The sequence below is a fragment of the Chitinophagales bacterium genome (genome assembly GCA_040877935.1).
Lineage (GTDB): Bacteria > Bacteroidota > Bacteroidia > Chitinophagales > CAIOSU01 > JBBDNB01.
The window spans coordinates 1-20131 of sequence record JBBDNB010000031.1; the positions used below are offsets into that span (position 1 = coordinate 1).

Annotated in this window: 19 protein-coding genes; 11 read left to right on the forward strand and 8 right to left on the reverse strand. The window is 38.5% G+C overall.

From position 1 onward, the window contains the following. Positions 1-181 precede the first annotated feature (181 nt). Together WD048_07845 and WD048_07850 are read right to left on the reverse strand one after the other, a co-directional pair. Entirely contained in the window at positions 182-562 is a 381-nt protein-coding gene (locus WD048_07845) for a GxxExxY protein (GenBank protein ID MEX0812115.1), read from the reverse strand. 211 nt (positions 563-773) lie between these two features. Continuing rightward, positions 774-2333, reverse strand: coding sequence for a bifunctional response regulator/alkaline phosphatase family protein (locus WD048_07850; GenBank protein ID MEX0812116.1), 1560 nt, complete (start codon positions 2331-2333; stop codon positions 774-776). Between WD048_07850 and WD048_07855 the strand changes: the two genes are divergently transcribed. From WD048_07855 to WD048_07865, 3 genes are all read left to right on the forward strand, one after another. After that, the gene (locus WD048_07855; GenBank protein MEX0812117.1) at positions 2317-3618 is read left to right on the forward strand and encodes an HD domain-containing protein; all 1302 of its coding nucleotides are present in this window, start codon (positions 2317-2319) and stop codon (positions 3616-3618) included. The genes WD048_07850 and WD048_07855 overlap by 17 nt on opposite strands. Positions 3619-3761: 143 nt before the next feature. Then, positions 3762-5009, forward strand: a complete 1248-nt coding sequence (locus WD048_07860; protein MEX0812118.1) for an erythromycin esterase family protein — start codon at positions 3762-3764, stop codon at positions 5007-5009. Positions 5010-5097: 88 nt separating this feature from the next. Beyond that, entirely contained in the window at positions 5098-5277 is a 180-nt protein-coding gene (locus WD048_07865; protein ID MEX0812119.1) for a hypothetical protein, read from the forward strand. A 74-nt stretch (positions 5278-5351) separates the two neighbouring features. Here the strand turns inward: WD048_07865 and WD048_07870 are convergent, their stop codons facing one another. Further along, a complete protein-coding gene (locus WD048_07870; GenBank protein ID MEX0812120.1) occupies positions 5352-6554 on the reverse strand; it encodes a kelch repeat-containing protein in 1203 nt (400 codons plus the stop codon). Positions 6555-6722: 168 nt separating this feature from the next. Between WD048_07870 and lpxD the strand changes: the two genes are divergently transcribed. The 5 genes from lpxD (at position 6723) to WD048_07895 (ending at position 11301) form a co-directional block, all read left to right on the forward strand. Further along, on the forward strand, positions 6723-7766 hold the full coding sequence (lpxD, locus tag WD048_07875; protein MEX0812121.1) for a UDP-3-O-(3-hydroxymyristoyl)glucosamine N-acyltransferase: 1044 nt from the start codon (positions 6723-6725) through the stop codon (positions 7764-7766). Between the two features lie 113 nt (positions 7767-7879). After that, complete coding sequence (locus tag WD048_07880; protein ID MEX0812122.1) at positions 7880-9280, forward strand: bifunctional UDP-3-O-[3-hydroxymyristoyl] N-acetylglucosamine deacetylase/3-hydroxyacyl-ACP dehydratase; 1401 nt, start codon at positions 7880-7882, stop codon at positions 9278-9280. Next, complete coding sequence (gene lpxA, locus WD048_07885; protein MEX0812123.1) at positions 9277-10074, forward strand: acyl-ACP--UDP-N-acetylglucosamine O-acyltransferase; 798 nt, start codon at positions 9277-9279, stop codon at positions 10072-10074. Before WD048_07880 ends, lpxA begins: the two co-directional genes overlap by 4 nt. Continuing rightward, positions 10058-10678, forward strand: coding sequence for an ABC transporter ATP-binding protein (locus tag WD048_07890; protein MEX0812124.1), 621 nt, complete (start codon positions 10058-10060; stop codon positions 10676-10678). Before lpxA ends, WD048_07890 begins: the two co-directional genes overlap by 17 nt. 32 nt (positions 10679-10710) lie before the next feature. Beyond that, positions 10711-11301: a heme-binding protein gene (locus tag WD048_07895; protein MEX0812125.1), complete on the forward strand. Its 591-nt coding sequence runs from the start codon at positions 10711-10713 to the stop codon at positions 11299-11301. A 137-nt stretch (positions 11302-11438) separates the two neighbouring features. Here WD048_07895 and WD048_07900 read toward each other — a convergent pair whose 3' ends face one another. Continuing rightward, a complete protein-coding gene (locus WD048_07900) occupies positions 11439-11954 on the reverse strand; it encodes a YkgJ family cysteine cluster protein (protein MEX0812126.1) in 516 nt (171 codons plus the stop codon). 328 nt (positions 11955-12282) lie between these two features. Between WD048_07900 and WD048_07905 the strand changes: the two genes are divergently transcribed. Continuing rightward, positions 12283-12471, forward strand: a complete 189-nt coding sequence (locus WD048_07905) for a hypothetical protein (GenBank protein ID MEX0812127.1) — start codon at positions 12283-12285, stop codon at positions 12469-12471. 134 nt (positions 12472-12605) lie between these two features. On the opposite strand, the gene WD048_07910 is transcribed toward WD048_07905, so the two are convergent. Next, complete coding sequence (locus WD048_07910; GenBank protein MEX0812128.1) at positions 12606-14333, reverse strand: T9SS type A sorting domain-containing protein; 1728 nt, start codon at positions 14331-14333, stop codon at positions 12606-12608. Positions 14334-14580: 247 nt separating this feature from the next. Here WD048_07910 and WD048_07915 point away from each other — a divergent pair, with 247 nt between their 5' ends. After that, on the forward strand, positions 14581-16275 hold the full coding sequence (locus WD048_07915; GenBank protein MEX0812129.1) for a T9SS type A sorting domain-containing protein: 1695 nt from the start codon (positions 14581-14583) through the stop codon (positions 16273-16275). Between the two features lie 62 nt (positions 16276-16337). On the opposite strand, the gene fmt is transcribed toward WD048_07915, so the two are convergent. Together fmt and WD048_07925 are read right to left on the reverse strand one after the other, a co-directional pair. Further along, positions 16338-17264 (reverse strand): methionyl-tRNA formyltransferase, encoded by a 927-nt coding sequence (gene fmt / locus WD048_07920; protein ID MEX0812130.1) that lies wholly within the window; start codon positions 17262-17264, stop codon positions 16338-16340. A gap of 24 nt (positions 17265-17288) precedes the next feature. Beyond that, positions 17289-18482 carry a DUF1343 domain-containing protein gene (locus WD048_07925; protein MEX0812131.1) on the reverse strand — a complete coding sequence of 398 codons (1194 nt, stop codon included), beginning with the start codon at positions 18480-18482 and terminating at the stop codon, positions 17289-17291. 84 nt (positions 18483-18566) lie between these two features. Between WD048_07925 and WD048_07930 the strand changes: the two genes are divergently transcribed. After that, positions 18567-19781, forward strand: coding sequence for an FtsX-like permease family protein (locus tag WD048_07930; protein ID MEX0812132.1), 1215 nt, complete (start codon positions 18567-18569; stop codon positions 19779-19781). 101 nt (positions 19782-19882) lie between these two features. Here WD048_07930 and WD048_07935 read toward each other — a convergent pair. Continuing rightward, on the reverse strand, positions 19883-20131 hold a 249-nt coding region (locus tag WD048_07935; GenBank protein MEX0812133.1), incomplete at its 5' end, for a hypothetical protein.

A 20131-nucleotide genomic window follows, 5' to 3' on the forward strand; every position in this document is an offset into this window, starting at 1 on the left:
ATTAAAACAAAAACCTCACAAATTGAATAGATTTATGTTTTGGTAAACATAGGAGGCTCAAAGTACACAAAGCAAAATAATACTTTGAGTCACAGTAATCTGTATGATTTAAATCTTAGTGTACTCTTTAGTAAAAAACACTTCGTGATCTCCGTGGCTTAGTGGTGAAATTAGCTTTTCTTTAAAGTTTGCCATTGATGACTCTTTTGATACCGTTTTTAATTAATGGAACATGGAAGTTGATTAACAAACCCAGCTTATTATTTGATAATTTCAGGTAGCTAATGATTTGTGCCATATGAATATCCTCTAACTCCTTTACTGCCTTTACTTCTACAACTAATTTATCCTCTACCAAAAGATCCAGTCTAAACCCCATTTCCATTTTTACATCTTTGTAAATTACTGGAAGTATATGTTGTTGTTTTACTTCCAATCCAATTTCTTGTAATTCATAAAGCAAACAATTTTCGTAAACTGATTCCAACAATCCGGGTCCCAATTCTTTATGAACCTGATATGCAGCATTCACTACAAATTTCGCAATTTCATTTTCATTCATAAGTCAAGTGTTTTTAAATTCAAATAATAATGAATGAAAATAGTGAAAATTAAAAACTACAATAAAAGCACTAAGTCACAATGTTCACAAAGTAAAACATAGTTTTATGGATTTTGAGTCTTGTAGTTAAAACCTTTGTGTTCTAAGTGGCTTTGTGGTTATAAAAACCTTGGTGTGCATTTAGTCTTGGTGGTTAACAGAGTTTTAATAACTATTTATTGGTATATACTGCAAAAGGAACGATGATTTCTTCCAGTGAAATGCCTCCGTGCTGAAAGGTGTTTTTAAAGTAGTTGACATAGTGATTGTAGCTATTGGGATAGACCAGGAATTTATCCTCTTTGGCAAAAATAAACTTAGAACTCACATGTGGTTTTGGTAAATAAGCTTTGTGCGGATCGTTGATTTCAAAGACATCTTTGGCTTCGTAATTAAGGTTCTTTCCGTTTTTGTAGCGTAAATTGGTGGTAGTCGCTTTATCTGCTATACACTTACTCGGAGTATTTACCCGCATTGTGCCGTGATCTGTAGTGAAAATCAAATTCACCTTTTTATCGCTAAGTTTTTTCAGTGCATTGTGCAATGGTGAATGATCAAACCAGGACAGTGTCAGGCTTCTATATGCTGATTCGTCACTGGCCAGTTCTTTGAGTACTTCCATTTCTGTACGTGCATGCGAAAGCATATCTACAAAATTATAGACAATGGCTGTAAGGTGATTGTTGCAATAATTTAGGATATTGTCTTCCAGCTCTTTTCCTGCTTTGTGATTTGTAACCTTTTTATAATCTACTTTCAGCGTATCGTGAAAACTTCTTTTTATAAAATCTTCTAAAAAGAAACCCTCATGCAGGTTTTTCCCGCCCTCTTCCTCATCGTTTTTCCATTGTTCTGGATAATGCTGTTCAATTTCCAGTGGCAATAAGCCTGTGAAAATACTATTGCGACTGTATTGGGTAGCAGTGGGCAGAATACTGTAAAAAGTATCTTCTTCAACCATTCTAAAATTCTCATTGATCATGGGCTGTATGATTTTCCACTGATCTAATCTCAAATTGTCGATCAATACCAATATAGTTGGAACCTCTTCTTCAATTACAGGAAAAACTTTTCGCTCCATTAAGTTGTGTGACATTGTTGGGGCAGCTGCTTCATCTTTGGGTTTGAGCCAATCCAGGTAATTGCTGATCACAAATTTGTTGAACTCCACATTGGCCTCTTGCTTTTGCATGGCCATTACATCGCGCATTCCTGCAGTATCTGATTTGCTGAGTTCAATTTCCCAATAGACCAGTTTTTTATACAATTCCGACCAGCCATTAAAGTCCATTCCGCTTTGCAATTGGGAAAATATACTTTGAAATTCCTTTTGGTATTCTGAAGTTGTTTTTTGACTGACAAGACGTTTATTGTCAATGATTTTTTTCAGGGTCAGCAAAATTTGATTGGGCTTTACCGGTTTTATGAGGTAATCGGAAATCTGGCCACCAATGGCCTCTTCCATAATATTTTCCTCCTCATTCTTCGTGATCATCACTACAGGAAGTCCGGGGTTGGCTGCTTTGATATGGGTAAGGGTTTCAAGACCTGAAAGCCCCGGCATATGCTCATCCAAAAAAACCACTGCAATATCGTATTCTTTTGAGCGCTCAATGGCATCTTGGCCATTTGTTACGCCTATTACATTGTAGCCTTTCGATTCCAGGAAAATAATTTGTGGTTTAAGGTGATCAATTTCGTCATCCGCCCAAAGTATGTTGATTTTGCTCATTTATTCGCATTTTTGTGTGTCACAGTTTAGCAAAAATAAATTTATTAAACGCAATTCAAGCATTATTAAAAATAAAAAGATAATAAACGATCCTGTTTACGGCTTTATTTCCATTCCGGGCGGTTTGATCTACGAATTGATAGAGCATCCATATTTCCAGCGCCTGCGCAGGATCAATCAGTTGGGGCTCACGCATTATGTGTATCCCGGGGCAGTACATTCCCGTTTTCACCACGCCATTGGGGCAATGCACCTGATGCAGCAGGCCATAGATGTGCTGCGGTCAAAATCCTTTGAGATATCCGATGCGGAATACGAGGCTGCAAGCATTGGGATTTTACTGCACGATATTGGTCACGGGCCTTATTCACACACTTTAGAACGCTGTCTGGTACCTGGGGCCAATCACGAGTTTTTGTCGTCCTGCTTTATGGAGCGGCTCAATAAAAAGTTTGATGGGGCGCTGGATCTGGCTATATCTGTTTTCAATGGAAAAAATGAGAAAAAATATCTGCACCAGTTGATTTCAGGACAATTGGATGTAGATCGCCTGGATTATCTCAAACGCGACAGTTTTTTTACAGGGGTTTCTGAAGGAGTAATTGCCTACGACAGAATTATTAAAATGCTGAATGTCCACAACAATCAATTGGTAGTTGAGGCAAAAGGGGTGTATTCGGTAGAGAAATTCCTCCTGGCCAGAAGATTGATGTACTGGCAGGTTTATTTGCACAAAACAGTGGTTTGTGCCGAGCAGATTTTGGTGAAAATTCTGGAAAGGGCTAAATATTTATCCCGTAATGGAACTGAACTTGACGCTACACCTGCTTTGAAATATTTTTTAAAAAACGAATTGAGCCGTGCTGATTTCGAAAAGAATGAAGAAGCCCTGGAAAGATTTGCAGCGCTTGATGATTTCGATATTTTTTCAGCTGTGAAAGTTTGGGCATACAGCACTGATAAAATTCTTTCCTTTTTATGCAAATCACTGATCAATAGGGAGTTGTTTAAAATAGAATTGCAAAGCGAGGATTTTAAAACAGCCTATATTGTTGAGAAAAAAGCCAAAATTGCAGCTCAACTGGATATCGATAATCCCTCGGATTTAGACTATTTTGTTTTTAAAGGACAGTTGAGCAACCAGGAATACAATCCTGAAACTGGAAATATCAATGTGCTGTTCAAAGATGGCAGCCTAAAGGATTTTGCTTCCGCTACGGATTACCTCGATCTTTCATTGAAGAAAAAGCAGGTGGTAAAATATTTTTGTTGTTATCCGAGGTGATTTTGGGAGCTTTAATTATATGTTTCTTCGGTGTTCTTTAGGCCAAGATTAGGAGTATAAAAATTTATGTAAGGGTCTGATAATTTTATAAAAATGCAGTATGATTAAACTCAATTTTAGTTATTATTACATAAAGATGAACAATGAAATTTTTATTTTTTAAAATATTTTTGCTTCAAATTTTGTTTTTTGTTACAGATTCCAAGGCTCAGAAAAATGAATGCCTTAACTCCAATTTAAAAGCGCTCAATAGCATTTCCCCGTTAGATACAAATTTCTCTGACCTTGAATTTTTAAAAGAAATATTAAAGGATGTAGAGATAGTAGCATTGGGAGAAGCTACACATGGGGATGGAACAAGTTTTGAAGCCAAAACAAGATTGGTGAAATTCCTGCACCAGGAAATGGGCTTTGAAGTACTCGCATTTGAAAGTGGCCTGTACGATTGTCATAAGGCTTGGCAATTGATTGAGCAGGGAGAAAATGCGGACACTACAGCGGGCAAAGGTGTTTTTGGCATTTGGTCTTTAAGCAAACAAATGCAGCCTTTGTTCCAATATCTTGAAGAAAGCAAATACACTGAGACACCTTTGATCCTTACCGGCTTTGATTTTCAGTTTTCAGGATCTCATAAAGGTGCCGTAGCAGAAGAGTTTCTTATTGAGGATATCAAAGCACTGTTAAACAAATACAATATAGATTTGGTAAAAACAGAGGGATGGCATGCCTTTGCAAAAGATATGCAAGGAAGGACGGATTACAGTTCGGAGGAAGGAGAAGTTGCTATGGAATACTTGCTGAAAATTGAAAAGGAGCTCAAAAAGCTGGATGAAAACAGGGAAATAACTTTTTGGCTGCAATGGATCAAAAGCACCAAAGCATTGATTACGGATAGGAAATATCGGGATAAATACATGGCTGAAAATTTGATTTGGTTAAAGGAGCAGTTTTATACACATAAGAAATTTATATTATGGGGAGCCACAAGTCATTTTATGTTTAATTCATCTAATTTAGGAATAAAACAGTTTAAAAAATATCCTCGTATGGGTGATTATGTAAAGGAAAAATATGGAGAACGTTTTTATACTATTGGGTCAATAATCTTTGAAGGAGAAAGAGCAAGGTCAGGTTGGCCGGATTCTTATATAAGGGAATTAAAACCAGCTAAAAAACGAAGCCTTGAATACCTGGTCAATGAGAAGTGTAGTACAGAGCATTGTTTTCTCGATTTCAAGGAAATGGATAATGATTGCTATTTAAAATCAAAGAAAAAAAAATCTCGTCCTTTTGGCTGGACAAAGTATATGCGTATTAATATCAGACAATTTATGGATGCTGTAATTTTCCATAAAAAAATGGAAAGGGCCACTGCTGTGGAAAAAGAATGAAATGGAATGGAGAACACTTAGATTTAAGTCAGCCTAAAACTAGGCTATCCCCTGATAGATATTCGTTCACCATTAGAATTTTTGAAAGATGAAAAATAAAGACAAAAAAGGACCTTCCAATCATGAGCGTTCTGTAGATGGATTTGACACCGTTGCATTCTTTCGGGCTATAAAAGAAAAATTAGCTAAAAAAATGAAAGGTATGACCTTGGTGCAGAAACAAGAATTCATGCAAAAAGTGAGAGAAGGAAAAATTAAACTCTCCTAAAAAACTTACTGCGGTCATAGTCATCCTTTTGCCTACACAAACTGTTCAGACAAATGTTGCAGGATTACTGTATTTCAATAATGCGTAGTGTAAACCTTTCCCGAACTGCTAAAATCTGCTCCCCGGATTTTATAAAAGTAAATGCTTTCTGCAAAAGCTGTACTTTGGAATGTAAATGTATTTTTTCCTTGATGGATATTCCGGTCTTCCTGCATTAATAGTTTTCCTGTAAGATCAAAAATAGCGAAGTTGATGTTTTGGGCTTTGTTGGATTCAATGATGATTTTGCCTCTATTTCCTGCAAAAAATATTTTGATTTGAGGAGCTCCTGGCTCAGAGATAGAAGTATTTACAGGAAAGCTGAAAACCTCATTTAGAGGGATAGGACCAAAACCCTCAACATCCCCACCACCAATCACATATATTTGACTGTCAACAACCCCAACAGCAATGCCATGACGGGGAGTGGGCATGGGTTCAAGTGAGCGCCATGTATCTGTTTCAGGATCGTATTCTTCCATTTCCTCATAAACGCCACCGCCTTCTCCGCCCATAACATAAAGTTTGCCATTCATTGCAACTGCACCCAGTCCGCTCCTTGCCGTGGGCATATCTGCCAGTGTGTACCATGTGTCAGAAGCAGGTGAATATGCTTCAAGTTTTGTGGGGGCAATGGCATTTCCCCTGCCGCCTACAACATAGATCAGGGAATCTATTCTTGCTGCTGCGTGATGTTCTCGCGGTGTTGGCATAGGGGCGAGGGTATCCCATGTATCCAAAACCGGGTCATATCGATAATTTACATCCAGAAGAGAACCGTTCACTCCGCCAATCAGAAAAATATGATCATCAAAAGTAACGGCAAAAGCTGCGCCCATTTCCCGGGGCAGGGGTGTTTTGGCATTCCAGGTATCCGTTGCAGGGTTGTATTCAAATACTTCGTCCTGCTCATCAAATGCAACAGATTGATAACCTCCAAACACGTAAACTTTGTTATTGTATGCAGCTGATGCATGGTGGTGGCGAGCGGCAGGTAAAGCAGCTGCTTCTGACCAACTGTCATTTTCTGCGTCATAAATTTCAAGTATATCATGAGTTGCAAAAGACATTCCTATTCCCCCAACTATATAGAGTTTCCCATCAATCACTGCGGCAGGCATTTCTTGTCTATCGGTGGGCATATACGCTTTTCCCTCCCAATTACCAGTGGATTGCGAGAAAATAGGCAGCTGAAAAAGTAGAAAAATAAGCGGTAATGCAAAAGAATATAAATTCATAAATAAGGCATTTATGTTTTGTTTTGGAAAAAGACAATTCCTGATTTTAAGGTACAAAAACATTGGTATTTACTGAAATTATTGAAAAGTTTAAATGCAATTCCTCTTTGTTTTAAAAGCTAAAAATCCAAATAGGGATAAATGGCTAATTAATTTTAATTTTGCCGGATGCAATTAAGTATCGCAGAAGTAGCAGCCAAATTAAAGGGGAAAATTAAAGGCGATGATAAAAAAATGATCAGCCAGCCGGCCAAAATAGAAGATGCAGGCCCGGAGGATATCAGTTTTATTGCCAATCCCAAATATGAGAAATACGCTGCCCAAACTAAGGCAGGAGCTTTGATCGTGGGTAAAGACTTTAATTCTGCTGTATCGGAAAAGACTTCGCTAATTCTTGTAGATGATCCCTATCAGGGTTTTGCATTTGTTTTAAGGGAGTTTTCCAAAGCTGCTGATAATAAATCAGGCATTGAATCCCCGGTTTTTATACATTCGAGCGCAAAACATGAAAAAGTACAGTATATAGGTGCTTTTAGCTATATTGGTGAAAATGTGAAGATCGGCAAGGGAGTGAAAATATTCCCGCAGTGCTATATTGGCGATAATGTTGAAATTGGCGATAATACCACAGTTTATGCAGGTGTGAAATTATATGCATTTGCAAAAGTTGGCAACAATTGCATTCTGCACAGCGGAGCCGTGATTGGCAGCGATGGATTTGGTTTTGCGCCCAATGAAAAGGGGGGATTTGAAAAAATCCCGCAACTGGGAAATGTAGAAATCTTGGACAATGTGGAAATTGGAGCCAATACTACTATTGATCGGGCAACACTTGGATCTACCACAATAGGAAAAGGCGTAAAACTCGATAATTTGGTGCAGGTTGCCCATAATGTGGTAATCGGGGAAAATTCAGCCATAGCTGCACAAGCGGGTATATCCGGCAGTACCAAAATCGGTAAGCGTTGCCTGGTAGGTGGGCAGGTTGGTTTCACAGGCCATATTGAAATAGCCGATGACACCAAAATCAACGCCCAAAGTGGCGTAGCGAGAAACATAAAAGAAGGCGGAAAAGCCTGGAATGGTTCTCCTGCTATTGAATATAGCAAAAGCATGAAGGCATTGGCAGCATTGAAGTCATTGCCCGAAATGCAAAGGAAATTGATTGCGCTGGAGCGGGAATTGGAAAAAATAAAAGGATTGGAGCAGTAGGATGTGCAATGTCAAATGTATGATGGAAAATGTAGAATGTGAAATGGATTAAAATATAATTATAAACTTTGTGCCTTTGCGGCTTAGGGCAAAAATAAACCGATCAAAGAATTATGATCCAATATCAAAAGACATTAAAGAAAACAGCAGAGATAAATGGAGTAGGCTTGCATACCGGGCAGAAAGTAAGCATGCGCCTGCACCCGGCCCCTGTCAATCACGGCTACAAATTCAAACGAACCGACCTGGAAGGCAGCCCCATTATTCCTGCTGATGTTGATTTGGTAACTGATGTTTCCCGTGGCACTACAATCGAGCTCAATGGTGCTTCGGTTTCTACAGTTGAGCACCTTTTGGCTGCATTTGTGGGTCTGGGCATAGACAATGTACTGATAGAACTCGATGCTCCTGAGGTACCAATAATGGATGGAAGTGCAGCGGAATTTGTAAAAGCCATTAAGTCAGCGGGCGTTGAAGAACTGGAAGAAGAAAGAAATTTTTTCGAGATCGATAGCAATATATCTTATGAGGAAAAAGACCGCAAGGTAGAAATACTTGCTGTTCCCAGCGATACCTATAAGGTAACGGTCATGATTGATTACAACTCGCCTGTACTGGGCAATCAACATGCCTCTATTGAAGATGTAAAGGAATTTGAAGAGCAAATTTCATCCAGTCGTACTTTTTGTTTTTTGCACGAACTGGAACAATTGGTCGAGCACAATTTGATCAAAGGCGGAGACTTGAACAATGCTATTGTGGTAGTAGATAAAGTAGTAACGGATGAAGAACTGGATCATTTGGCAGGTTTGTTCAATCGGCCAAAAGTAGAAGTAAAACAGGAAGGGATTTTGAACAATGTGGATTTGCGCTATCCCAATGAACCTGCGCGGCACAAATTGCTCGATGTACTTGGTGATCTTGCCTTAATTGGCAGGCCGCTTAAGGGAAAAATCACAGCTTCACGTCCAGGCCATGCTGCCAATATTGCATTTGCTAAAAAAATAAAAGCACTGATAAAAGACCGCAAAAAGAAAAATGAAGTGCCAGTTTATGATCCTTCAAAAGCACCTTTGTTCGATAATGTGGCGATTCAGAAAATTTTACCCCATAAATATCCGTTTCTCTTGGTTGATAAAATCATTGAATTGACTAAAGACTCGGTTACAGGGATTAAAAATGTAACAGTTAATGAACCGTTTTTTCAGGGACATTTTCCAGGAAATCCAGTGATGCCAGGCGTATTGCAATTGGAAGCATTTGCACAGGCCGGGGGAATTCTCCTCTTGCACGAAGTAGATGAGCCGGCCAATTACGACACTTATTTTTTAATGATCGACAGGGTAAAATTTAAAAATGTAGTGCGCCCCGGAGATACATTGATTTTGAAAATGAAATTACTCAGCCCGATCAGAAGGGGAATTTGTGAAATGAAAGGCACTGCTTATATTGGAGACAAAATTGCCTCAGAAGCTGTATTGGTAGCTAAAATAATCAGAAAAGAGCAGGTATGACTCAAACCTTATCTTATGTACACCCGCAGGCTAAAATAGCCGATAATGTGGTTATTGAACCCTATTGTACGATTTATAAAAATGTAGAAATAGGAGAGGGCACCTGGATTGGCCCAAATGTTACCATTATGGAAGGCGCACGTATTGGGAAAAATTGCAAGATTTTCCCCGGTGCTGTAATTTCCGCTATTCCCCAGGATTTAAAATTCAAGGGAGAGGAATCAACCGTGGAAATAGGCGACAATTGCACCATTCGCGAATTTGTAACCATCAATAGGGGAACGCAGTACAGCAACAAAACCGTAGTGGGCAACAATTGCCTGCTGATGGCCTATGTGCATTTGGCACACGATTGTGTGATTGGTAACAATTGTATTTTGGCCAATAATGTAAATTTAGCAGGGCACATTGATATTGGTGATTATGCCGTTTTGGGCGGAATGACAGCCGTGCATCAGTTTGTGAAAGTGGGAGAACACGCTTTTATTTCAGGTGGTAGTTTGGTGGGAAAAGATGTTCCACCTTATGTGAAAGCAGCACGATTGCCGCTCTCTTATGTGGGGGTAAATTCCATTGGATTGCGCAGAAGGGGTTTTAGCAGCGAGCAAATCAATCATATTTTGGACATTTACCGCACCCTTTTTGTAAGGCATTCCAATGTTTCAAAAGCATTGCGCGAAATTGAGGCAAATTTTGAAGCTACCAACGAGCGCGACTTTATCATCACTTTTATAAGGGATTCTGTAAGGGGAATTATGAAAGGCTTCCGCAATAAGTATGACAATAATAGCTGAAAACATAGGCCTGAAGTATTCCAGCGAATACATTTTTAAAAACCTGAATTTTACTTTTCAAGAGCAAAATATTTATGCCATTCTAGGACCCAATGGTTCTGGCAAAAGCAGTCTTATGAAAGTCCTGAGCGGTTTTGTCTCTCCCAGCAAAGGGCATTTGTATTTTAAAAATAATGATGAGATAATTGAGGAAGAAAAACTCTTTTCAGAAATTTCTTTCTCAGCACCTTATATCGAGTTGATTGAAGAATTTACGCTGCAAGAGCAATTGACTTTTCACGCTAAATTCAAACCCTTTGTCAATGATTTAGATGTTATGCAGATTATGCAAATTATTGAATTGGAAAAACATGCCGATAAAGCGGTGGCCAATTTTTCCTCTGGTATGAAGCAGCGCTTAAAATTGGGCTTGAGTATTTTGAGCAACTCGAGCATCATTTTATTGGACGAGCCCGCCACCAATCTCGATAGTGATGGAGTGCTTTGGTACCAGAAAATACTGAAGCAATATGCCGGAAATAGAATTGTCATTATCGCCTCCAACCGCCCCGATGAATACGAAATGGCCAATGAACGGTTGGATATTGTGGGGTATAAAAAATAAAACAATTCTATTCAAAAGCCTGTTTTCCCAACATGAAGAACAAACTTATAATTATTCCGGTAATCATTGTTGGCTTAATCGCTATTACACATTATTTTGTGGTGCGGAATGTAGAAGATGTAGAGCTCCAAAAGTACAGCATTGAAGACAAGGATGGCGATATCGAAATCCGCTCTTACGCAGGCAGAATAGTGGCCAAAACGACCATTAAAGGAACATACAATGAAGCTTCTAATAGAGGTTTTAGAAAATTGGCGAGCTATATTTTTGGGGAGAATAAGCAAGAAGAAAAAATTGCCATGACCGCTCCCGTGTGGATGCACGAGGACAGCCAAGATTTTGAAATGCAATTTTTAATACCTTCCAAATATTCTATGAGCGAATTACCACAGCCCAACGATACCTCCATAAGTTTAGACCGGTTTCCTGGTGGACGCTATGCGGCCATTCGTTTTGGGGGATTTGCAAATGACGAGAAAATAGCGGCCCATAAACAAATGCTCTTGGATTGGTTAAAGGATAATGGACATCCTACAAGTGGAGAAGTATATTTTCTGGGCTATAATTCTCCCTTTAAGTTGAAACATAGAAGAAACGAAGTGCTCATTTCCATCAATGAATAGACTTATCTTAAAATGGCTTCTTTTCTGAAATTCAACTTTTCTAAAAGCCGAATTGAGTTGATGTTGTTTGGGGCAGAAGCAATTATTTTATGCACAAATGTTTAGCGTATAAATCATAATCCCAGGAGTCGTTAAGCTCATTCTTGAGCTAATAGGGGAGCCATACCCATATTTTTTAAGAGCAGTTTATCGAACTGCTGGAGCTCCGATAGTAGTTCCAGATGCTTTTGCTTTAAGGTGGATTTTGACTTTTCCTTTTGCAAAAACCTTTTCAATTCTTCTATTTTAAAGTGAAATGATTGAGAATGTAGATCAAGGTCTAGTAGCGCTAACTTTTCTTCCAGGGCGCTCTTTTTTTGTTTAAGCTCCCGGATCATTTCAATAGCCGCATCAAAATTCAATTCCTTTTGTTCGAGTGATTTTAAAAGTCCGCACTTAAAGCTGGCACATTGTTTCGGTCTTTTGGAATAAATTTGGCAACCCTCACAGTAGTTCTTACAGGGTTGCAGAAAAACCCTATTGCCATCCACTTCCTCCAGATCTAGTAATTGGCGCATTGCAGGCAGTTCTTCCCGGTCGAGCTCTACAAATCCAATCACAGTGCCATCACAGCAAAGGCCGCAAGACAAACAAATACTGGAGGGGTTATTCATGTTTTTTGAATTTAGGTATTTTATGAAGGGGAAATTTATTGCTAAGGGAATGGCTTAACTAGCCATGAGAAAGCTGCAAAGATATAAATTTAAAGCCCCTTGGATTTCGCCAGTATTAGCCTCTTTAGCAATTGCGGTACTTGTGTCTTTTTCAATTGAAGGAAGACTTATTTAGTGGCACAAGAAAGCCAGTGCTCATTACCAGCACACAATTCTCGCGAGCTTTGGATCCTGTGCCTTTGAATAATAAATTACTTTTAACCAATTTAGCAGCAATTAAATCATTCTGACTTGGAAAAAATTAAAAGATTGCTGTATCGTATTGTTTTTGGTACAGACACACCTGCTGGAAAGGCATTTGAAATCCATAAAACGCAATTTACAGCGTTGCATTCCCGTTCGCATGGAGCATCCGCCCGGATGCTCGGTTTATCCCGGTAGACCTTCTCAAATGCGCCTTGCCTATTGTGTTTTCTTGCCCGAACCTGAAGGGGCGGGAGTGAATTTTCCCGCCTGAATGCCCGCCTGTCCCAGTTCGGGCAGGACTTTAGTAGGGCAGGTGAGCTCTTAAATAATTATCGAACTTAGGTTAAAACAAATAGGGCTTGACAAATATTTGTCAAGCCCCATTTTCTCTCAGTGTGTATAGCTTTAATTCATAACAATGAATTTTTTATTGTCAGTTTGATTTTCAGATTGAATACTCAATTGGTACATGCCATTGGCCAGTCCATTGAAAGGAACTTCTACTTTGTTTGTTCCTGTAGCCTTACTGAGCGATTCTGCATAAACAGTTCTGCCGCTCATATCAGAGATTTGAACCATTACGTCTAAAGACTGCTCACCAAGATCAATTTCAACCACGCCTTGTCCTCTTACGGGATTAGGATAAATACCCACCGAGAACCTGTCAAGAGTGGTAAATGCTGTTCCAGGCAGTTCATAAGGCGTTGCTGTGCCATTGGCTTTAACATCCTCGATTTCATGACCGGTTATTGGATAGTACACAGCATTTCCATAGGCAGCTGAAATAATTCTTACTTCATAATCGCTGTTGGCTTCAAGCTGATCAATATTGATTTCATTTGTATTAACAGTTTCATTTTTCCATTTAAAATCATTAGCAGATCGATACTGTACATTGTATGTAGCCTGGGCACTGATATTGCCCCATTGGAAGGAAGCAGTATTAGCAGCTAAGCGCATATTTCCAATATTGGCCCAAAACTGGTTCTTGTCTTCACTGTCAGCAGGGAATGGCGAACATTCACCTACAAAATCATTGGGGAAATTGGGCAGCCCGTATTTGCTTCTTTTGCCATCGAGGTGAATGCCTTGGTTCTGGAAATTACAGGCCATACCTGGATAATCCGGTCTTTCAATAGTAGATAGATAGCTACTGTTACGTTGAGCAATATATATTTTGTTGTCGGGGCCTACTTTTATTGATCCAGCATAATCTGAAGTTGTACCAATGAGTGTTTTGCTGTTTAACAGGTCATTTTTATTCAGGTCAAACTGAAAGATTTCTTTTGTTGAAGGATTTACTGTATAAAGGAAATTACAATTGGGAGAAAAAGTAGAAGTAAAACTCCTTGTTTGTAAATCTCTGTGATTATATAATTCTCCCGTAGATTTATCGAAACTGAATAATCCGGTGAAATCCGTAGCTGAAAATACCAGTCGATCACCGCTAAAAGAGGGGTTGATTTCTCCTGCATAATCTGGAGCTACAGGACCTACTTTTGATTTTACCACACCTATAATGCCCGTTCTTCCCAAATGATAGGCATAAAAAGAATCGGTTTGAGCAATATGTGTAATCACCCAGTATTCTTTTCCATTGGCATGACGTACGGCTGTTAGGCTTTCATTGGTATAAGCTTTCAGCTCAACATCCTTTACCACAACATCCCCCAGCCCTCCATCTAAGTTCATATCAACATAGGCATATCTTAAACCACGAGCCAAATTATTTTCAACACAATCTGTGGTAAACAGGTAATAGGCATTGGAGTTTCCAGGGGCTTCAATGATTAAAGAAGACTGTACAGAGCTTGCACAACCTGAAGTATTTGCTAAAAAACCATTGGGCATTACCTGGTGGTTTCTGTTCCATACGGCACCATTGTTATTGACATGTCCGTCACCATTGGTATAAAACTGCAACTGTCCATTTGCATCTGAAATAGATGCAACCCCTTCACTACTGATAACCGCACCATTGGTGATTGGTACGGGCAGTCCCTGGTTAAAATCAAGTCCGGCATTTTCCCCAAAATACCAAATTTTGGCTTTATTGGGAGTGGGGTTTTGGGCTTGAATCATTATGCTAATCAATAGCATAAATGCTAAGCTTGAATTCTTTAAGATTTCCATAAGATTGGATTTTTATGGTTTGAAATTGGTTTGTTGCCTTTTCTTACGGAAATCCAATCCAAAGGTTACACTTTGTGAACCGCTTATTTGTAACTATTTACGCTGTTTTTCGTTTTGCTTATTATAAAAGGAGCAATTTATTGCTTATATTAGTTGGGAATTTTTTACCGAAGCATTGACTTTTATCAATTAATATTTTATATTGCAATAGCAATGCAAAATTTGATTGTTCATTAAAAATTAAATTATGAGAAACATTTACACGCTATTAATTTTTTCTTTTCTTTCAGTTTTCTCCCTTTCCGCTCAAAATGAGTTTGTAAATAATGGTGGTGAAGTCACTATTGAAAATGGTGCTGAGCTTTATGTACATGGAGAGGTAAAACTCAATGCCAATTCAAAATTGGTCAACAATGGTTTTATACAGATGGATGGTTCGACTGGTAATACTAATGGTATTAACTGGATTTCAAACACCAGTCTTGACTCACTAATAGGCACAGGTAAAGTTAGGTTTTATGAATCTGGTGTCGAGGCTACCTATAGTATTTCTGGTACTGGTGTGAAATTTTACAATCTTGAAATTGATATTGAGTTTCTGCAAGGTGGCGAGAATAGAGTTTGGGTAGATGTTGACAGCGATGTAGAGATAACTAATCAACTAGAACTTAACAATGGTAAATTAATTACAGGTGCAAATGAAGTTTTTGTAACTAATGATAACCCTACAGCCGCAGTGATTTCAGTGAATAATTTTGGCGATAACTTTTCCAATTATGTTCAGGGTAAATTAAAAAGAGCTGTAAAAACCAATGATGATTATTTATTCCCTGTTGGGAGCGATAGATTTGCTTCAGGTAATACAGGTTATAACCCCGTTGAAATAGAAAATTTAACTACTGTGCCTGGAGGAGCCAATGCAATTGTAGCTGAGTTTATCCCTGAACCTAATATAGGCGGTGTAAGCTGGATGGGAAGTGCTGATTGTACTCCTCACGGGGGCATTGTTGATCAGCATTTTGATATAAATGACATGGTTGACAATTTCGGTTATTGGAATCTAACTGCTGATAATTCAACAGGATGGAGTTATGATATTTCTACAACACCAAGTGATGAGCTATTGAACCAAAATGCTGGAGCTACATATATGAAGTTGCTTAAAGCTCCCGGAGGTTCAGCTGGTTCAGCATACAACTGGTCTTCAGATGTTTTGAATTCAGGGATACTGTGTGAAGGTGTTAATGTAATAAGTGGAGCATTACATACATTTAATGCGAGTTCAAATCCTACTAATACTCCAACAGATGTGATTCCGGCCACTGGTCTTACAACTTTTTCTGATTTTGGTATTGCAAAAAGTGGTACTTTCGGCCTCCCCATAGAACTGGTTTCTTTGAAAGCCACACCTGTTGACAATGAATACATCAGAGTAGATTGGGTAACTGCCACTGAAATAAACAATGCCGGATTTGAAGTACATAGAAGTACTGATGGTGTCAACTTCCGTGAAATTGGATGGGTTGATGGTGCTGGAAACTCTACTGATGAATTGGAATATGCATTTGATGATCACGATGTAGAACCCAATAAAACCTATTACTACAGGTTGAAGCAAATAGACTATGATGGTGCTTTTGAATTGACATACATCGTGAATGCTAAAATCACAAAAGAAGGGGTACTCACAGTTGGTAACTTTATTCCTAATCCAAGTAACGGAAACAGTTACATTAATGTAAACTCTTCTGAAGTACATAAAATAAGAGTTCAGATATTTACCACACTTGGTCAGATAATCAATGTGAAAGATTTTGAAATCAATCCCGGTTTGAACAGAATGGATTTTGATTTCTCAATGCTGGCTGATGGTACTTATCATGCAGTGATAATGGTAGATGAAAATGAAGTGCACAATAAGAAAATTGTGATAACCAAATAATAACAATCAAGTTTGTTTGCAATAAGGGATCGGTTTTTAATCGGTCCCTTTTTATTTTGCGGCTATGATATTTTGGGTTGGAGTTCCTGGTAACCTGCCAAAAAGCTTTTGATATCCATCCTGCGCTTCTTTTCAGGTTGTACTTCTTTTAAGGAAAGCCAATAGTCTTTGCAGGCAATTTTCAATTGTTTTCTACTTTTTTCAACCGTTCCAGCTTGAATACTTTGTGTTTTTTCTTCAGTAATTTCAGCAAAATAAATTTTAAAAATATTACCATCCAGATAGCACCAGGCACCGGGATAAGGACTTAAGCCTCTGATAAAATTATAAACTTGTTTTGCCGCTTGATCAAAATTGATTTTACAGTCAGCTGGGAATATTTTAGGAGCCTGATGTAGGGCTTTACTTTGATCCTGTTCTATTGCCTTATAATAATTCTGATCTATGGCCTGTACAGTTTTTAAAACAACCTCAGCTCCTTTATCCATTAATTTATTATGCAAAGTACCCGCAGTATCATTCTCTGCAATTGTTACTTTTTCCTGAAAAAGAATTTTTCCGGTGTCAATTTCTTTTTCGATAAAAAAGCTTGTTACACCGGTGATCTTTTCTCCATTAATAATGGCCCAGTTGATGGGGGCAGCACCGCGGTAATCGGGCAGGAGAGAAGCGTGTAAATTGAAGGTGCCTTTGGACGGCATTGCCCAGACAATCTCAGGTAGCATTCTGAAAGCTACAACCACTTGCAAGTCCGCTTTCAAAGCTCTCAATGTATTGATGAACTCAGAATCTTTAAGATTTGTAGGTTGTAGGATATTAAAGTCTTTTTCTAAAGCGTATTTTTTTACTGCCGAAGTTTGCAGTTTTTGGCCTCTTCCCGATTTTTTATCAGGAGCAGTAATGACTCCGGCAATTGTAAAACCATTTTTATACAAAATATCAAGACAGGGAACGGCAAATTCAGGGGTTCCCATAAATACAATACGCATTATGTTGTGGTTTTAGGAATTCAATCAGTTGAAACGGAAATCATCATAGAGCAAATACTTTGAACGGATAGACATGAATTTTTCCAAATCTTCCTGCCAACTGCTTTTTATGAATTTCGGGTTTTTTCCAGCTTCAATTTGCTGACGCAACTGATCCGTGCCTGCCAGTTTATCAAAATAATTTGTAAAGAAATCTTCTTTGTCTCCCTGGTATCTATTGTAAAATGAGATTAGCCAATCAATATTAATTGCTCTTTCATTTACGAAATATTCTTCGCGCAATTGACTGAAATCCTGACCATAACATTTTTCCCCTTTGTGTTTTGGATTTTTAGCTCCTTCCATACTTTGTGGTGTGAAATGAAATTTTCCAGCTTTAATATCAGGAGAACCAATAACCTGGAAAGGGAAGTCAGTACCCCGGCCAACACTGATGTCGGTGCCTTCAAAAAGACATAGTGAAGGGTAGAGGTAAATGGCGGTCATATTGGGCAGGTTTGGCGAGGGTTTTATTGGCAGTTTATAGCGGAAATTATGATAATACCTATTGCATTTAATTACTTCCAAATCACACTGAATACCACCTGCAAGCCATTTTTCACCATTGATCATTTGTGCATATTCGCCAACAGTCATACCGTGAACGATTGGCACCGGATGCATACCCACAAATGAGGTGAATTCCGGTTTTAAAACCGGCCCATCCACATAAAAGCCATTGGGATTGGGGCGATCAAGCACAATAAAACTTTTATTGTTTTCTGCACAAGCCTCCATTAAATAATGCATGGTGGAAATATAGGTGTAAAAACGTGCCCCAACATCCTGTATATCAAAGAGGATCAGGTCAATATCTTCCAGATCTTTGGCATCGGGTTTTTTCTGCTTTCCGTAGAGGGAAATTATAGGCAGCCCGGTTTTTTTGTCTTTTCCACTCCTAATGCTAGCTCCTGCATCTTCATCGCCCCTGAAACCATGCTCAGGGGTGAAAATAGCCCTCACATCCACTCCAAGAGCTAAAAGCGTATCTACGATGTGTTTTGGATTTTGAGGATGTCCAACGATGCCTGTGTGGTTGGTAGCAATGCCGACTTTTTTGTCTTTTAGTTTTGGCAGATACTCATCAAGTTGGTCTGCGCCCATCATCAGATGGTTTTGAGCAAATATGCTTAAAGTGAAAAATAATAGAAGGGATGTGATTAATAAACGATTGTTCATGGAGTGGAATTTGAAGTTCTTGCACGAATTTAAAAATAATGGGAGATTAAATTGTTTAATTTTGATTTTCAAAGGAAGATATCATTGAATATAGAGCGCTTCATAACCAAAAGGCTGATCTTTAATAAAGAACGCAGCTTCTCCAAATTTATCATTAGGATAGCTATAGCTGCTGTGGCATTGAGTATGGCAGTGATGATTCTTACCATTAGCCTGGTCAGTGGATTCCAAAAAGAGATAACTGATAAAATTTTCGGTTTTTGGGGACACATCCATATTACAGAGTTTGGAATTGGAAAATCGGAACATCCCATAAGTATAAACCAGGTTTATTATCCACATCTCGATACATTACCGGAAATAAAGCACATCCAGGTTTTTGCCTACAAGGCCGGGATTATAAAAACGGAAGATCAGATTGAAGGCCTGGTATTGAAAGGAGTGAGTAGTGATTTTGACTGGGATTTTTTAAACAGCGAAATGGAATCCGGGAAAGTGCTTGATGTGTCAAAAGCAACTGTTTCATCTGGAATTTTAATTTCCTCCTACACTGCCAGGCGTCTGAATCTGAAGGTTGGAGACAAAGCCCTTGCTTATTTTATTCAAAACCCACCACGATACCGGCAACTGGAAATTGAGGGAATTTACAATACAGGACTGGAAGAATATGACAAAATGTACGCCCTGGTGGATTTGCGGCACATCCAGCAACTCAATGATTGGGAAGAACACATGGTTGGAGGTTTTGAGGTATTCCTTGAAAATCCTTCTGAATTGGAGCGTATATCAGAATATATCCTGTATGATGTGTTGGGCTATGATCAAATGGCACAGACCATTAAGGAAGTCTATCCGAATATTTTTGATTGGCTCGAATTGCAGAATATGAACGAGTTGATCATTATTTTATTGATGATTGCAGTGGCAGCCATTAATATGATCACTTGCCTCTTGATCCTGATTTTAGACCGCACCCGGATGATAGGTATCTTAAAAGCACTGGGAGCCAATAATTTTCAGATCAGGAAAATATTTCTCTATCAGGCTGCGTATATTCTTGGTTTTGGAATGCTTGCCGGCAACTTGTTGGGAATTGGTATTGCCTTGCTACAGATGCATTTCCAGTTTATTCAATTGGATGAGGCTTCTTATTATGTGAGCTATGCACCTGTTAATTTGAATATCTTGCATTTGCTCTTACTCAATATTTCTACTTTTCTACTTTGTCTTTTATTTCTGCTGCTGCCTTCTTTTCTGGTGGCTAAAATTGCCCCGGTAAGGGCGATAAGGGTGGATTAATTGATGCGGAATGTGTGATGGAAAATTTGAAATGGAAAATGTTTGGGTACTGTTGATTTAGAGAATTGCTTGACTACTTTTTTGTGATTTAAATTTGGCTCTTAAATTGCTTCATCATCATAGTTAACTTCTTCATTTTCATAAAGTTTAGCAAATTGTTGTTTTGAAAAATTCAACCAATTTTTTTCTTCATCATCGCTTATTTTAACTATTTCATTGCTTTTTAATTCTTCTAATATGTGTTTGAAAGTTTTGATGGGCAAAACAACTGAAATTTTGTTTCCCTTTTCATCAGTAATGCGAATCAAGGGTTGGATATCAACAAAAAAGATGTTGATATAATTCTGTGA

Coding starts and splice junctions, on each gene's coding strand:
- WD048_07845 (MEX0812115.1), bottom strand. CDS start 562: ATGAATGAAAATGAAATTGCGAAATTTGTAGTGAATGCTGCATATCAG.
- WD048_07855 (MEX0812117.1), top strand. CDS start 2,317: ATGTTGATTTTGCTCATTTATTCGCATTTTTGTGTGTCACAGTTTAGC.
- WD048_07850 (MEX0812116.1), bottom strand. CDS start 2,333: ATGAGCAAAATCAACATACTTTGGGCGGATGACGAAATTGATCACCTT.
- WD048_07860 (MEX0812118.1), top strand. CDS start 3,762: ATGAAATTTTTATTTTTTAAAATATTTTTGCTTCAAATTTTGTTTTTT.
- WD048_07865 (MEX0812119.1), top strand. CDS start 5,098: ATGAAAAATAAAGACAAAAAAGGACCTTCCAATCATGAGCGTTCTGTA.
- WD048_07870 (MEX0812120.1), bottom strand. CDS start 6,554: ATGAATTTATATTCTTTTGCATTACCGCTTATTTTTCTACTTTTTCAG.
- lpxD (MEX0812121.1), top strand. CDS start 6,723: ATGCAATTAAGTATCGCAGAAGTAGCAGCCAAATTAAAGGGGAAAATT.
- WD048_07880 (MEX0812122.1), top strand. CDS start 7,880: ATGATCCAATATCAAAAGACATTAAAGAAAACAGCAGAGATAAATGGA.
- lpxA (MEX0812123.1), top strand. CDS start 9,277: ATGACTCAAACCTTATCTTATGTACACCCGCAGGCTAAAATAGCCGAT.
- WD048_07890 (MEX0812124.1), top strand. CDS start 10,058: ATGACAATAATAGCTGAAAACATAGGCCTGAAGTATTCCAGCGAATAC.
- WD048_07895 (MEX0812125.1), top strand. CDS start 10,711: ATGAAGAACAAACTTATAATTATTCCGGTAATCATTGTTGGCTTAATC.
- WD048_07900 (MEX0812126.1), bottom strand. CDS start 11,954: ATGAATAACCCCTCCAGTATTTGTTTGTCTTGCGGCCTTTGCTGTGAT.
- WD048_07910 (MEX0812128.1), bottom strand. CDS start 14,333: ATGGAAATCTTAAAGAATTCAAGCTTAGCATTTATGCTATTGATTAGC.
- WD048_07915 (MEX0812129.1), top strand. CDS start 14,581: ATGAGAAACATTTACACGCTATTAATTTTTTCTTTTCTTTCAGTTTTC.
- fmt (MEX0812130.1), bottom strand. CDS start 17,264: ATGCGTATTGTATTTATGGGAACCCCTGAATTTGCCGTTCCCTGTCTT.
- WD048_07925 (MEX0812131.1), bottom strand. CDS start 18,482: ATGAACAATCGTTTATTAATCACATCCCTTCTATTATTTTTCACTTTA.